We start from the raw sequence: 14,164 nt of genomic DNA, 5'->3' as shown, positions 1-14,164 counted from the left end.
CCTGGCCGCGATGGGCTGCGCAGCGGCCCCGGCGATTCCATAACCACCACAACCGCAAGCTACATCACAGATATGACTGGCCTCCGGGGCCGCTGCGCGGCCCATCGCGGCCAGGTCCGCTCCTACATCTGATGGTGTGAGCCTTCAGGGTTTGCATCTAGTCCATTTGGATGAGGTCGTCCGCTGCCACTGCTTGTAGCCTGTGCACACAACCCCCCGGTGGCCTTCGAAGATGGGTATCACCATGAAAACAAGAAAAACAATCAGGTGGATGTTAGCGGTGCTGGGTCTGTGCCTGGCATTGACCTGGATGGTGCAGGTGCAGCATTCGCTCTCGCATGTGCGTGGGACGCAGGCTGAAGGTCAGCCGCTGGTGTCTGCCCAGCAGCTGTTCTGGCGCTAACGCCCTTCAAACACTGCCTTGCGCTTCTCAATAAACGCCTGCATGCCTTCCTTCTGATCAAGGGAGGCAAACAGCAGGGCGTTGGCCTTGCGCTCCAGCGCCAGCCCCGCCTCCAGCGAAGCATCCATCCCCGCCAGGATCACTTCCTTGATCTGCTCAGCGGCCAACGGCGGCATGGCTGCAATATGGGTGGCCTGCTCCAGTGCCACCGCCTGCACTTGCTCATCCGCCACCACCTCACTCACCAGCCCCGACACCCACGCTTCATGGGCGCTGATCGGCCGCCCGGTCAGGGCCATTTGCATGGCCTTGGCCTTGCCCACCGCACGCACCAGCCGTTGGGTGCCGCCGATGCCGGGCATGATGCCGATGCGGATTTCCGGTTGGCAGAAGCGTGCACCTTCTCCGGCAATAATGATGTCGGCGTGCATCGCCAGCTCACAACCACCGCCATAGGCATAGCCGCACACCGCCGCGATCACAGGCTTTGGGCAACGCTGGATCGGCGCCCAGACGCGTTCGGTATGGCGCTGGTAGATATCGATCGGCCCCACGCCCGCCATGCTGGTGATGTCGCCACCCGCTGCAAATACTTCGGGCCCACCGGTCAACAGAATGCAGCGTACTTCTGGGTCGTCAGCCAGCTCGCGAAAGTGCGCCGATAACGCGGATTGCAGCTCCAGGCTCAGAGCATTGGAGACGGTAGGGCGGTTGAGGGTCAGGCGGGCGACGCCCGGGGCGGGCAGGTCGAGGACGACGGTTTGGCTGGTGCTCATGGGCAGGGGCTCCGCAGGCTGGTTGATTGTAGCGATTGTTGGTGGCAGGGGGCTGTAACTCATCGTCCGTTCAGACGACGAGCCCTGCGTGGCGAGCCCCTAGAGTGGGAGCACGACACTGCAGGAGGAGCGTGCGATGAGTGAGTGCAACAGGCTGGATTTCAGCGGCAAGACCGTGCTGGTCACCGGGGGCACCAAGGGCATCGGCGCCGGTATCGCCCAGGGCTTTCTGGAGGCCGGTGCCCAGGTCGTGGTGTGCGGCCGGCAGGCGCCGGAGCAACTGCCGCAGGCCAATGACCAGCAGGCACATTTCATCGCCGCCGACGTACGTGACAACGACTCGCTGACGGCCCTGTTCGCCGAGATCGAAAGCCGTTTCGGGCACCTCGACGTGCTGGTCAATAACGCTGGCGGCAGCCCGGCGGTGGAGGCTGCCAGCGTCTCGCCACGCTTTAGCGAAGGCATCATCAAACTCAACCTGATCGCGCCCTTGAACGTGGCCCAGCATGCCAACCGGCTGATGCAGCAGCAGGCCAGCGGCGGGGTCATCGTGTTTATCGGCAGCATCAGCGCCCTGCGGCCATCGCCCGGCACCGCCGCTTATGGCGCCGCCAAGGCCGGGGTGCTGGCGCTGGTCAGTTCGCTGGCCGTGGAGTGGGCGCCGAAGGTGCGGGTTGTGGCGGTCAGCCCCGGGCTGATTCGCACCGAACAGTCGCACCTGCATTACGGCGACGAGGCCGGCATCGCGGCGGTCGGTTCGACCATTCCGGCCGGCCGCCTGGGCGAGCCGGGCGATATTGCCAGTGCTTGCCTGTATGTGGCCTCGCCGCTGGCAGATTACTTGAGCGGCAGCAATCTGCTGCTGCACGGCGGCGGCGAAAAGCCGGCGTTCCTGGGCGCCGCCACCGCGCACAGCGCCTGAACCCCCATCGGGCGGCGCCGCCGCTCTCTACTTAATCAGGAGACGAACTTGGCTGATCCAGAATTGATTGAAAAAGTGCGGGCCATGCTCGGGCGCCAATACGGCCGCGTCTACGCCTGGGATGCCGTGAACGCGCCGATGATCCGTCAGTGGTGCGAACAGATGGGCATCGACAACCCGCTGTATACCGACCCGGGCTTTGCCCGCGATGCCGGTTACCCCGACGTGATCGCACCGCCCGGCATGTTGCAGGTCTGGTGCATGGGCGGGCTGGACAACGAAAACTACGCCCCCGGTTCCACCGATGAAAACAGTTTCGAAACCCTGAAGATCATCGAGTCGTATGGCTACCCCGCGGTGGTGGCGGTGAACTCCGATTTGAGCTTTGTGCGGCCGGTCACGGTCGGCGAGCGGCTGTATTACACCAGTCGGGTCGATGCCATTTCCGATGAAAAAACCACGGGCCTGGGCACGGGGTTTTTCTTCACCCTGGTGATGGATTACTTCGTCGAAGCCACCGCTGGCGGCACCGACGAGAAAGTCGGCGAGCAGCTGTTCCGGGTCTTCAAGTTCAAGCCTGCCGAACGCTCCGTACCTGCCGAAAAGCCCACCGCCAAGCGCCCCCTGCCGGGCGTCAGTGACGACACCCGATTCTTCTGGGAAGGCTGCGAGGCTGGCCAGTTGCTGATCCAGCGTTGCACCGCCTGCCAGACCCTGCGCCATCCGCCGGCACCGGTGTGTATCGAGTGCCACTCCTTCGACTGGGACACCGTGCAAGCGAAGGGTAGCGGCCAACTGTATTCCTTCGTGGTGATGCATTACCCCGAAGTGGCGCCGTTCGATCACCCCAACCCCATCGGCCTGATCGAGCTGGACGAAGGTGTGCGGATGATTGCCGGGCTGGTCGGGGGCGAACCTGGCAAGTGGCAGATCGGCCAGCGCGTACAGGTGGAATTCCAGCGCTTCGACGATCAGCAAACCCTGCCGCAATTTCGCCCGCTGGGTGCCTGAGGAGGCGTCATGGATTTTTCCTTGAGTGACGACCAGCGTGCCATCGCCGAGATGGCTGAGGGTCTGTTTCGCGATTACTGCAACGACGATGCCTTGCGGGCGTTCGACCTGAGCGGCCAGCCGTTCATGCAGGACCTTTGGCAGGCCTGTATCGAGACTGGCCTGCACGCGTTGGCCATCGACGAGGCGCAGGGCGGCAGCGGGTTGGGCATGACCGATCTGATGTGTGTGTTGCAGGCCCAGGGCGGGGCGCTCGCGCTGGTGCCGTTGTGGCAGCAGCAACTGGCCTGCCTGACGCTGCAGCGTTTCGGTGCCCACACCCACGCCAGCTTGCTGGCGCAGGGCGCCGCTGGCGAAGCGCTGCTGGGCCTGTCGCTTGACCGTGACAGCGGCCTGACGTTGAGCGCCGACGGCGAAGGCTGGCGGCTGGATGGCCATGCCGGTGCCGTGGCGCTGGCCGCCCAGGCCCGGGCGCTGTTGGTGTTCACCAACAGCAGCGACGGCCCCCGGCTGGTGCTGATCGACCCGGCGGCCAGCGGCGTGAGCCTGATCCCGGCGGTGGCTACCCACGGCCTGGCCGTGGCGGATGTCGACTGCAGCGGCCTGCGCCTGAACGCCGATGCCGTGTTGCCGCAAGCGGCGCTGGAATGGCTGGAGCCGCGCGCGATTGCCGCCGTGGCCGCCCTGCAGCTGGGCATCAGCGAAGCGCAGTTGCGTCGCACCGTGGAATACGTCAGCGAGCGTCGCCAATTCGACCGCGCCATCGGCAGCTTCCAGGCGGTGCAAATGACCCTGGCCGACTGCCGCATCGCGGTCGAGGCATTGCGCTCGTCGCTCTACCAGCTTTGCTACCGGCTCGACGCCGGCCTGGGCTGCCAGTCCGAAGCGCTGGCGACCCGTTACCTGAGCTGCGACACCGGCCACCGGGTCGGGCACAAGGCGCAGCACGTGCACGGCGGCATTGGCGTCGACCTGACCTACCCGATTCACCGCTACCTCTACTGGAGCCGCGACCTGGGGCTGACCCTGGGCGGCAGCGCTGCCAGCCTCGAACGCCTGGGCGACTGGCTGGCCCACCACGACAATCTGGGATGGAAATATGACCTCGAAGAAAACGCTGGCCTTTGCTGATGTGAGCCTGGGCCAGGCGCTGCCAGAGCTGGTGGTGCCAATCACGGTGACGCTGATCAACGGTGGCGCCATCGCCACTCGCGACTACTTCCCCGGCCACCACGACAAGGAAGCGGCGCAGGCACTCGGCTCACCGCACATCTTCATGAACATCCTCACCACCACCGGCCTGGTGCAGCGCTATGTGCAGGAGTGGGCGGGGCCGCTGGCCGCGCTCAACGATCTGCGCATCAAGCTCGGGGCGCCCAACTACCCGGGCGACAGCATGACCTTCAGCGCCCAGGTCAGTGAGATGGATGAAAGCGCCAAGCGCGTGACCCTAAGCCTCAAAGGCACAAATTCCATGGGCAACCACGTGACCGGTACGGTCAACCTGGTCCTGCACTGAGCAAGCGGAGGCAGTCTTCATGAGTCAACCATCCCTATCGGGCCAGGCGGCGATCGTCGGGCTCGGGGCCACCGAGTTTTCCAAGAACTCCGGCCGCACCGAATTGCGCCTGGCCATGGAAGCGACCCTGGCGGCCCTGCGTGACGCCGGTATCGACCCCAGCGAAGTCGACGGCTTCAGCTCCTACTCGGTCGACAAGGTACCCGAATACGAAATCGCCCGGCTGCTGGGTTGCAAGAACGTCAACTTCTTCTCGCAGGTACCCCATGGCGGCGGCGCCGCGTGCGGGCCGATCATGCACGCGGCCATGGCGGTGGCCACTGGCGTGGCGAAAACCGTGGTGGTCTACCGGGCCATGAACGAGCGCTCCTGGTACCGCTTCGGCACCGGTACGTACGGCTTTGCCTCGACGCCGATCTTCGAGAACGTCAACTACGGCTGGTACATGCCCCACGGCTTTCACACCCCGGCAGCCTGGGTCGGCATGTTTGCCCAGCGCTACATGCACACCTATGGCGCCACCAGTGAAGACTTCGGTCGTGTCGCCGTGGCAGCGCGCGATTTTGCCGCCAGCAACCCGGCTGCCTTTTTCTACGGCAAGCCGATCAGCCTGGAAGACCACCAGAACTCGCGCTGGATCTGCGAGCCGTTGCACCTGCTCGACTGCTGCCAGGAATCCGATGGCGCCGTGGCAATGGTGATTACCTCGGTCGAGCGGGCCCGCGACCTGCCGAACAAGCCGGTGGTGATCAAGGGCGCTTCGCAGGGGATCTCCAGCGGCCAGCAAGTGATGACCTCCTACTACCGCCCCGAGATCACTGGCCTGCCGGAGATGAGCGTGGTCGCCAAAGAAGTCTATCGCCAGTCGGGCCTGGGCCCGGAGGCGATCCAGACCGCGGTGATCTACGACCATTTCACCCCCTTTGTGCTGCCGCAGCTGGAGGCGTTCGGCTTCTGCGAGACGGGCCAGGCCAAGGACTTTATCCGCGCAGGTGAACATGCCCGTGGCGGCCGGCTGCCGATCAACACCCATGGCGGGCAGCTGGGTGAGGCCTATATCCACGGCATGAACGGCGTCGCCGAGGGTGTGCGCCAGGTGCGTGGCAGCGCGGTCAACCAGGTGGCGGATGTGGAAAACGTGCTGGTCACCGCCGGTACCGGCGTGCCGACCAGCGGCCTGATCCTGGGCGCGCTTTGAGGAGGTTGCGATGTTCGTTGATCTGAGCAAGGAACAACAGGCGCTGCGCCTACGGGTGCGGGACTACTTCAGCGAGCTGATGACCCCCGAGCTGCGCCTTGAATTGCGCGGCCAGGAGGGCGGTGATACCTACCGCGAGGTGGTCCGCCAGATCGGCCGCGACGGCTGGCTGGCAGTGGGTTGGCCGAAAGAATACGGCGGCCAGGGTTATGCCGCGACCGAGCAACTGATCTTTTTCGAAGAGGCCAATATCGCCGGTGCGCCGTTGCCTTTTGTGACGATCAGCACCGTCGGCCCGGCGCTCATGGCCCATGGCAACGAGGCGCAGAAAGCGCGCTTCTTGCCGGGCATCGCGGCGGGCGAGATTCACTTCTCCATCGGCTATTCGGAGCCGGGTGCCGGCAGTGACCTGGCCACCCTCAAGACCTCGGCGCGCCAGGAGGGCGATCGTTTTATCGTCAATGGCAACAAGCTCTGGACCTCCGGCGCGGAGTCGGCCGACTTCATCTGGCTGGCCGCCCGCACCAACCCGGCCGAGGCCCGACACAAAGGGATCTCGATCCTGATCGTCGACACCCGCAGCGAAGGCTTTGCCCACACGGTGATCCCGACCTGCAGCAACCCGACCGCCGCCACCTATTACGACAACGTCGAGGTGCCATCGAGCCTGTTGGTGGGCGAACTGCACAAGGGCTGGGCGCTGGTGACCTCGCAGCTGAACCACGAACGCCTCGGCCTTGGCGCCTGGGCCGACAAAGTGGTGGGCCTGTTTCGGCGAGTCTACCTGTGGGCTAAAGCAGCGGACGCCCACGGCCAGCGGGCGGTGGACAAGCCATGGGTACGCAGCCTGCTCGCCGAGTGCTATGCGCGCCTTGAGGCCATGCGCCTGATCAACTTCCGGATTGCCGCGGACCTGGAGCAGGGCCGCATGGACATTGCGCTGGCGTCGATCACCAAGGTCTACGGCTCTGAGTCGGTGATCGAGATTCTGCGCAACCTCAGCGAAGTGGTGGGCGCCGGCGGCCTGGTCCGCGCTGGCTCCGCTGCCGCGTTTTTGCACGGAGAACTGGAGTACGAAATACGCGCGGCGGTGACCTCGACCTTTGGCGGTGGCACCAACGAAATCCAGCGTGAATTGATCGCCCAGTTCGGTCTGGGTCTGCCGCGCACCTCGCGCTAGGGGAGGCACCGATGAGTTCTACTTTCACGCCAGGGCGTGCGCACCCGTTCGAGCAGGTGAGCCACTGGGACATTGACACCGAAGTGGCGATCGTCGGTTTTGGTGCGGCGGGCAGCTGCGCGGCCATCGAGGCGCGCCATGCGGATGCGCGGGTGGATATTTTCGAAGTGGCCGCATCCGCCGGGGGCAGCGCCGCCTTGTCGGGCGGCGAGGTTTATGTCGGCGGCAGCGGCGGCACGGCGGTGCAGCGCGCGGCGGGGTTCGAGGACTCTACCGAGGCCTTCGCCCGGTACCTGAGCCTGGCCGGTGGCCCGGCGGCGGATGCCGAGCGGGTGGCGGTATACGCGCAGCGAGGCGTTGAGCATTACGATTGGTTGCAGGCCCAGGGCGTGCCGTTCAAGGGCACTTACTTGCCCGGCAAGTGGATGGAGCCAACCACCGACGACACCTTGCTGTGGTCGGGCAGCGAAAGTGCCTGGCCCTTCAGTGCCCAGGCCACCCCGGCGCCACGCGGTCATACGGTGCAGTTCGAAGGGTGGGGCGGCGGCAAGCGCTTGATGGACACCCTCTGCGCCCGCGCCGAAGCGCTCGGTGCCACGGTGCATTACAACGCCCGGGCGCTGTGCCTGATTGTCGATGCCCAGCAGCGCATTCGCGGCCTGGTGGTGCGCCGGGAAGGCCAGCCATGTTTTGTTCGCGCCCGGCGCGGGGTGATCCTCTGTGCCGGTGGCTTTATCGCCAATCGAACGATGGTCGAGCGCTATGCGCCGCAGGCACTGGTGTGCGATCAGCAGGTCAGCGCCGGCAACGACGATGGCTCCGGGATACGCATGGGCATCAGCGTCGGCGCCACTACGCTGAACATGCATGAGTTTTTCGCCACGCTGCCGTTCTTCCCGCCGGCGTCGCTGGTCAAGGGCATCTTCGTCAACGCGCGTGGCCAACGCTTTATCAACGAAGACGCCTACCACGGCCGGGTGGCCCATTACGTGCTGCGCCAGCCGGACCAACGGGTCTGGTTGCTGGTGGACAACGCGATCTTCGACCGCCCGGTGATCCAGCCGGATATCCAGATCGCGGCCGTAGGCGACAGCTGGGCCGAGGTCGAGCAGGAGCTGGGCTTGCCCACGGGCACGCTGGTACAGACCGTCGACAACTTCAACCGCGCCGCCGCCGAAGGTCAGGACCCACTCTTTCACAAGAGCGCCGAATGGCTGCGGCCCTTGAGCGAGCCACCCTTTGCCGCGCTGAGCTATTGCCCCGGCGATATCCAGGCCCATGCCTTCACCCTCGGCGGTTTGGCCACCCGCCCCAGCGGCGAAGTGCTGGATGCCGATGGCCAGCCGATCACCGGCCTGTACGCCGCCGGGCGCACCGCCTGTGGCCTGCCGCGCTGGGGCGAAGGCTACAGCTCTGGGCTGTCGCTGGGTGATTCGACCTTCTTCGGCCGTCAGGCCGGGCGCCACGCCGCCGGCTCTTCTCTCGACTTACAGGTAGCCCCATGAGCGATCTCGAACCGTTTCGCCTGCAGACCCGCCAATGGCTGCAGGACAATTGCCCGCCGTCCATGCGCACGCCGATGCCCGAGGCCGAGATGGTCTGGGGGGGTAGCCAACTGCGCTTTCACAGTGAAGACCAGCGCTTGTGGTTCACCCGCATGCGCGACAAGGGCTGGTTTTGCCCCGATTGGCCGCGCGAATACGGTGGCGGTGGCCTGAGCGCCGAGCAGACGCAGATTCTCGAAAGCGAAATGCGTCGCCTGCATTGCCGCCCGCCACAGATCAACCTCGGCATCTGGATGCTTGGCCCGTTGCTGCTCGAATACGGCAGCGAGGCGCAAAAACGCGAGCTGCTGCCGCCCATGGCGCGCGGCGAGGTGCGCTGGTGCCAGGGCTTCTCCGAGCCCAATGCCGGCTCTGACCTGGCCTCACTGCGCACCAGTGCGCGGGAGGAGGGCGAGGTGTTCGTGGTCAATGGCAGCAAGATCTGGACCTCCTATGCCGGCGACTCCGATTGGATGTACGCGCTGGTGCGCACCGGCCCGCAACAGCCAAAACAGGCCGGTATCAGCCTGTTGGTGCTGGATATGCGCAGCCCGGGCGTCAGTGTGCGGCCGATTGATTTGATCAGTGGCAAGTCGAGTTTCTGCCAGGTGTTCTTCGATGACGTGAAAGTGCCCAAGGCCCAGCTGATCGGGACGCTCAACGGTGGCTGGGGGCTGGCCAAGGCCCTCTTGCAGCATGAGCGTCGGGCCATGTCGCGCTTCAGCGAATCCGCCCTGCCAACCCATTTCGACCTGGCCGAACTTCTGAACCAGTACCTGCCAACGGCCAGCACCGTGGCGGACGTTGTACTGCGCCAGCGCGCCGTCGCCTGCCTGATGGACGAGCATGCCTACGGCTTGAGCAACCGGCGCCTCGCCGAGGCCGCCAAAGCCGGGCAGGACGTCGGCGGCCTGATGGCGATCTCCAAGCTGGTGCACACCGAGCAGGAGCGCGACAAGTTCGAACTGCTGCTGGACCTGATGGGCCACCAGGGCCTGGGAGCCGGTGGCGATGTTCACCACGAGCGCGAACTGGCGCTGACCCATGCCTGGCTGGGCAGCTTCACCCAGACCATCGCCGGCGGCTCGTCGGAAGTGCAATTGAATGTCATCGCCAAGCGTGTGCTTGGCCTGCCTGACGCCAAGTGAGGATCTCATCGTGAGCCTGGTTTATAACGACGAACAACAGCAGTTGCACGACAGTGCCCAGGACTTTCTGGCCGCCCGTTCGCCAGTCGAGGCCGCGCGGCGTCTGCGTGACGACGGCGTGGCCGAGGGTTTTGACCCGAAGGTCTGGGCTGGCATGCGCGAGCTCGGCTGGAGCGCGGTGGCCTTCGCTGAAATCCACGGCGGCCTGGCGTTTGGCTTGCAGGGCTATGCACCGCTGTTCGAGCAGATCGGTCGGCATTTGTGTGCCTCGCCGCTGCTGTCCAGCGTGGTGCTGTGCGGCAGCCTGATCGAACGCTGTGGCAGCGAAGCTCAACAGGCCCAATGGCTGCCTGCGTTGATCAGCGGTGAGCAGCGCATGGCGCTGGCGCTTGAAGAAGGTGCGCGCCACGCGTCGCAGCCGGTGGCGCTGCAGGCCCAGGCGAATGCCAGCGGCTTTGTGCTCGACGGCACCAAGAGCTGGGTCCTTGATGGGCTGGGCGCCGATCAGTTCTTGACCGTCGGCCGCACGCCGAGTGGCGAGCTGGCGCTGTTCCTGGTGCCCGCCACGGCACCGGGCGTGCGCATCGAAGCGCTGGCGCTGGTGGATTCACGTAACCATGCGCGGGTGCAGTTTGAGCAGGTCCAGGTCCCGGCCAGTGCCAGGCTGGTCAGTGGCGATGCGTGTGCGGCGCTGGAGTTGGCGCTGGAAAGCGGCCGCGCTTGCCTGGCGGCCGAGCTGCTGGGCATGGCCGAGCGCTGCTTTGAGTTGACGCTCGACTATCTGAAAACCCGCGTGCAGTTCGATGCGCCGATTGGCTCGTTCCAGGCTTTGCAACACCGCGCCGCACGCCAATACGTGCAGCTGCAGTTGGCTCGCAGCGCGGTCATGGCCGCCTTCGAAGCCTTGGAACTGGCCGACATCAGCGCCAGCGAGCGGTGTCAGCGGGTGAGCCTGGGCAAATGGAAAGCCAACGAAATGGCGCAGCTGGTCAGCAATGAAGCGGTGCAGATGCACGGCGGCATTGGCGTGACCGATGAATATGACCTGGGCCTGTACCTCAAGCGAATTCGCGTAGCCCAGGCGTGCCTTGGCGACAGCGATTACCTGTGCAGCCTGTATGGCGAAACCCTGAACTGAGGAGCCCGCATGCCTAGCGAGCAGATTCAACAATGGCGGCAGAACTGGGAGCAACTGATCGCTCCCGATTCGCCGTATGCAGTGGTCTCACCCGCCGGCCAGGCCCGTTATTTTGCCAAGGCACCCGGTGAGCTGGTCAGCGCCTTGCAGGTCGGTCGTGGCTTTGCCGAGCGGCCTTTTGTCTACTGGCAAGACCGCCAGCTGAGCTTCCGTGAGTTCTATCAGGCCGCCGACCGCCTGACCGCGCACCTGGTCCGCACCCTTGGTGTACGACCCGGCGAGCGGGTGGCGATTGCCATGCGCAACCGGCCGGAATGGATGGTGGCGTTTGTCGCTGTGGTCCAGGCCGGTGCGGTGCCGGTGCTGCTCAACAGCTGGGGCTTGCGCGATGAGCTGTTGCACGCCTTGCACGATAGCCGCCCCGTGCTGCTGATCGCCGACCTGGCGCGCATGGTACTGGTGGCCGACGATGAGTTGGCGATCAAGCGTGTGCTGGTCGAGGATTCGGCCCACGAACCGGGGCCGGGCCTGACCTATATGCGCCTGCAGGAACAGTCTGTACGGCCGGTCGAACTGGCCTCGCCAGACCCCGACTCATCCGCGCTGATTCTCTACACCTCGGGCACCACCAGCCGCGCCAAGGGCGTGGTCTGCAGTCACCGTTCCGTGTGCCAGGCATTGTTCGGGCTGGAATTTGTCAGCGCGTTTGCCGCCGGCGTGTCACCGAGCCGGATCAAGCCGATGATCGAGGCCGGCTTGCAGTCGACCTCGTTGCTGGCGGTGCCGCTGTTTCATGTCAGCGGCCTGTATGCGCAGTTTCTCAATGCCCTGCGCACCGGCAAGCGCCTGGTGATGATGTACAAGTGGGACGTCGACCAGGCCCTGGCCTTGATCCAGCAGCAGCGCTGCACCCAATTCAGCGGCGCGCCGGTGATGATGCAGCAATTGCTGGCCCACCCGCGCTTCAACACGGAGGCCACGGCCAGCCTGTTCGGGTTGGGACTGGGCGGCGGCGCGGCGTCGAGCAACCTGCTGGCGCAGTTGACCCGCGACAAGCCGACGGCCATGGCCGGCAGCGGTTATGGCCTGACCGAAAGCAACGGCATCGGCGCGGCCCATTCGGGCGATCAGTTCGTCAGCAGCAGCGCCAGCGCGGGTTGGCCGTTGCCGATTGTCGAAGTGCACATCGGTGACTACCCCCACAAGGCACCCGCCGGGCAGAGCGGGGCCATCTGGCTGCGATCGCCGACCCTGATGCAGGGCTATTGGGAACGCCCGCAAGACAGTGCCCAGGTGCTGGTCGACGGCTGGCTGTTCAGCGGCGACGTGGGCTTTGTCGACGAAGACGGTTACCTGCACATCACCGATCGCATCAAGGACTTGATCATCCGTGGCGGCGAGAATATTTCCGCCGTCGAGGTCGAGCACTGTGCCTGTGGCCATGAGGATGTACTCGAGGCCGCCGCCTTCGCCCTGGCCGACGAACAGTATGGCGAGACCGTCGCCCTGGCGGTGCACCTGCGAGCGGGCAGTGACCTGGGCGAAGCGGCCCTGAAGGCCTGGATGGCCCGCGCCCTGGCGGCCTACAAGGTGCCGACCCGGGTATGGATGAGCGGCGAACCGCTGCCGCGCAATGCCAGCGGCAAGGTGCTCAAGGCCGGATTGAAACAGCGCTATTTGCAGGCGTAGTCCACCCGGACGATGTTCCCGGCCACCATGGGCAGACAATGAAGACGGACTGGTTGAGTCCGTTCACCCTCGGAGAAAACAACAATGCAAAAGTCTGTTGCGGTGGTGCTGGCCCTGGCTGCGGGCCTGAGCTGGTATTCCTCGGCGCAAGCCAAGGTCAGTGCAGAAGAAGCGGCGCGGTTGGGCAAGGACCTGACATGCACCGGGGCGGAAAAGGCCGGGAATGCCGATGGCAGTATTCCGCCGTTCACCGGCAAGAACCTGGGTGTGGTGCCCGGCTGGACGCATACGCCGTACTCCGGCGGTCATCCGGTCGATCCCTGGCCCAATGAGAAGCCGCTGCTGGTGATCACCGCCAGCAATGCCAAGCAACACGCCGAACGCCTGAGTACGGGGCAATTGGCGATGTTCGAAAAATACCCGGCCACCTATCGCATGGCCATTTACCCCACCCACCGTGATTTCCGTTACCCCGATTATGTCTGCGAGCGGGCCAGGGAAAATGCCCTCAACGCCGAGCTGGTCGACAACGGCCTGGGCGTTAACGCGATTGGCCAAGTGCCGTTTCCGATCCCGAAAACGGCGCTGGAACTGATGTGGAACTCGCAGCTGCCTGCCCGTGCCTGGACGGAAGAAATGCAGCGCGACAACGGCGCGGTCACCCCATCCGGGGACGTCGCCTGGGGTCGCTCGTTCTCGAAAACCCTGGCCAACGCCAACAACCCGAAAGAGACCCCGTACAGCAGCACGGGCGTGCAGTCGTTGGGCATGTACACCACGGTGTTGCCGCAGCGCGACAACGGCATCATTACCGTGGCGCAGACGCCGTATAACTTCTCCAGCGATTCGCTCAAGGCCTGGACCTACAACCCCGGCACCCGGCGAGTACGCTTGAACCCGGCGTTCGGCTTCGACTCGCCAATGATTGGCACCAACGGCGTCATGACCATCGACGACGACCGCATCTTCAACGGCAGCCCCGAGCGCTACGACTGGAAGATCGAAGGCAAGCGCGAGATGTACGTGCCGATCAACAGCTACAAGGTCAACAGCGCCGAGGTCAAGTACAAGGACTTGCTGACCCCGAACCACCCCAACCCGGACGTCATGCGCTATGAGCTGCGCCGGGTCTGGGTGCTGGTGGCGACGTTGAAGGAGGGCAGCCGGCATCTCTATGGCAAGCGGGTGATGTTCATCGATGAAGACACCTGGCATTCGCTGATGGCCGACAACTACGACACCCGGGGCAACATCTACAAGTACGCCCAGGTGACCTACTACTACCACCCGGACATGAGCGCCTGGGAGGCGGGCGCGGCCTTTTTCCATGACCTGACCACCGGCCAGTACGTGGGCTACAGCCTGTCCAACGAAGCGCGCAAGGGGCCGATCCTGAACAAGGGCAACTACACGGCCGACATGTTCACCCCGGACACGGCGCGCGCGGCAGGGCGCTAAGTCACACGACTGGCGGGGCCGCTACGCGACCCTGCTGATCTCATCTCGGTCGTTGTAGGAGCGGACCTGGCCGCGATGGGGCGCGCAGCGGCCCTGGGGTCTGCTTCGCAGCCCATCGCGGCCAGGTCCGCTCCTACAACCGAATTAGTCTCTCCAGACGATGAACACGCACGTATCA

General features: G+C 65.0%; 13 protein-coding genes. 12 read left to right on the top strand and 1 reads right to left on the bottom strand.

Features of this window, described 5'->3' with window-relative positions; translation table 11 throughout:
* Positions 1 to 280 precede the first annotated feature (280 nt).
* The gene (locus tag GUY40_RS28495) at positions 281 to 403 is read left to right on the top strand and encodes a hypothetical protein (RefSeq protein WP_256675873.1); all 123 of its coding nucleotides are present in this window, start codon (positions 281 to 283) and stop codon (positions 401 to 403) included.
* Here the strand turns inward: GUY40_RS28495 and GUY40_RS25900 are convergent.
* Positions 400 to 1,179, bottom strand: a complete 780-nt coding sequence (locus tag GUY40_RS25900; RefSeq protein ID WP_371924967.1) for an enoyl-CoA hydratase — start codon at positions 1,177 to 1,179, stop codon at positions 400 to 402. The genes GUY40_RS28495 and GUY40_RS25900 overlap by 4 nt on opposite strands.
* 136 nt (positions 1,180 to 1,315) lie before the next feature.
* Between GUY40_RS25900 and GUY40_RS25895 the strand changes: the two genes are divergently transcribed.
* From GUY40_RS25895 to GUY40_RS25845, 11 genes are all read left to right on the top strand, one after another.
* Entirely contained in the window at positions 1,316 to 2,101 is a 786-nt protein-coding gene (locus GUY40_RS25895; protein ID WP_166571752.1) for an SDR family oxidoreductase, read from the top strand.
* A 48-nt stretch (positions 2,102 to 2,149) separates the two neighbouring features.
* A complete protein-coding gene (locus tag GUY40_RS25890) occupies positions 2,150 to 3,112 on the top strand; it encodes an OB-fold domain-containing protein (protein ID WP_178117978.1) in 963 nt (320 codons plus the stop codon).
* A 9-nt stretch (positions 3,113 to 3,121) separates the two neighbouring features.
* Positions 3,122 to 4,243 (top strand): acyl-CoA dehydrogenase family protein, encoded by a 1,122-nt coding sequence (locus tag GUY40_RS25885; protein ID WP_166571751.1) that lies wholly within the window; start codon positions 3,122 to 3,124, stop codon positions 4,241 to 4,243.
* Positions 4,212 to 4,631: a MaoC family dehydratase gene (locus GUY40_RS25880; RefSeq protein WP_166571750.1), complete on the top strand. Its 420-nt coding sequence runs from the start codon at positions 4,212 to 4,214 to the stop codon at positions 4,629 to 4,631. Before GUY40_RS25885 ends, GUY40_RS25880 begins: the two co-directional genes overlap by 32 nt.
* 19 nt (positions 4,632 to 4,650) lie before the next feature.
* Positions 4,651 to 5,829 carry a lipid-transfer protein gene (locus GUY40_RS25875; protein ID WP_166571749.1) on the top strand — a complete coding sequence of 393 codons (1,179 nt, stop codon included), beginning with the start codon at positions 4,651 to 4,653 and terminating at the stop codon, positions 5,827 to 5,829.
* A 10-nt stretch (positions 5,830 to 5,839) separates the two neighbouring features.
* Positions 5,840 to 7,009 carry an acyl-CoA dehydrogenase family protein gene (locus tag GUY40_RS25870; RefSeq protein ID WP_166571748.1) on the top strand — a complete coding sequence of 390 codons (1,170 nt, stop codon included), beginning with the start codon at positions 5,840 to 5,842 and terminating at the stop codon, positions 7,007 to 7,009.
* 11 nt (positions 7,010 to 7,020) lie between these two features.
* Positions 7,021 to 8,514, top strand: coding sequence for an FAD-dependent oxidoreductase (locus GUY40_RS25865; protein ID WP_166571747.1), 1,494 nt, complete (start codon positions 7,021 to 7,023; stop codon positions 8,512 to 8,514).
* A complete protein-coding gene (locus tag GUY40_RS25860) occupies positions 8,511 to 9,701 on the top strand; it encodes an acyl-CoA dehydrogenase family protein (RefSeq protein ID WP_166571746.1) in 1,191 nt (396 codons plus the stop codon). The genes GUY40_RS25865 and GUY40_RS25860 overlap by 4 nt, the downstream gene beginning before the upstream one ends.
* Positions 9,702 to 9,711: 10 nt before the next feature.
* Positions 9,712 to 10,839, top strand: a complete 1,128-nt coding sequence (locus GUY40_RS25855) for an acyl-CoA dehydrogenase family protein (protein ID WP_166571745.1) — start codon at positions 9,712 to 9,714, stop codon at positions 10,837 to 10,839.
* Positions 10,840 to 10,848: 9 nt separating this feature from the next.
* A complete protein-coding gene (locus GUY40_RS25850; RefSeq protein WP_166571744.1) occupies positions 10,849 to 12,528 on the top strand; it encodes a class I adenylate-forming enzyme family protein in 1,680 nt (559 codons plus the stop codon).
* 84 nt (positions 12,529 to 12,612) lie between these two features.
* Positions 12,613 to 13,986, top strand: coding sequence for a DUF1329 domain-containing protein (locus tag GUY40_RS25845; RefSeq protein WP_166571743.1), 1,374 nt, complete (start codon positions 12,613 to 12,615; stop codon positions 13,984 to 13,986).
* Positions 13,987 to 14,164: the final 178 nt, after the last annotated feature.

Origin of the sequence: Pseudomonas sp. R5(2019) (genome assembly GCF_009905435.1) — a bacterium.
Classification (GTDB): domain Bacteria; phylum Pseudomonadota; class Gammaproteobacteria; order Pseudomonadales; family Pseudomonadaceae; genus Aquipseudomonas.
The sequence above is the reverse complement of the archived record's forward strand: the minus strand, read 5'-3'. Positions and strand labels throughout refer to the sequence as shown.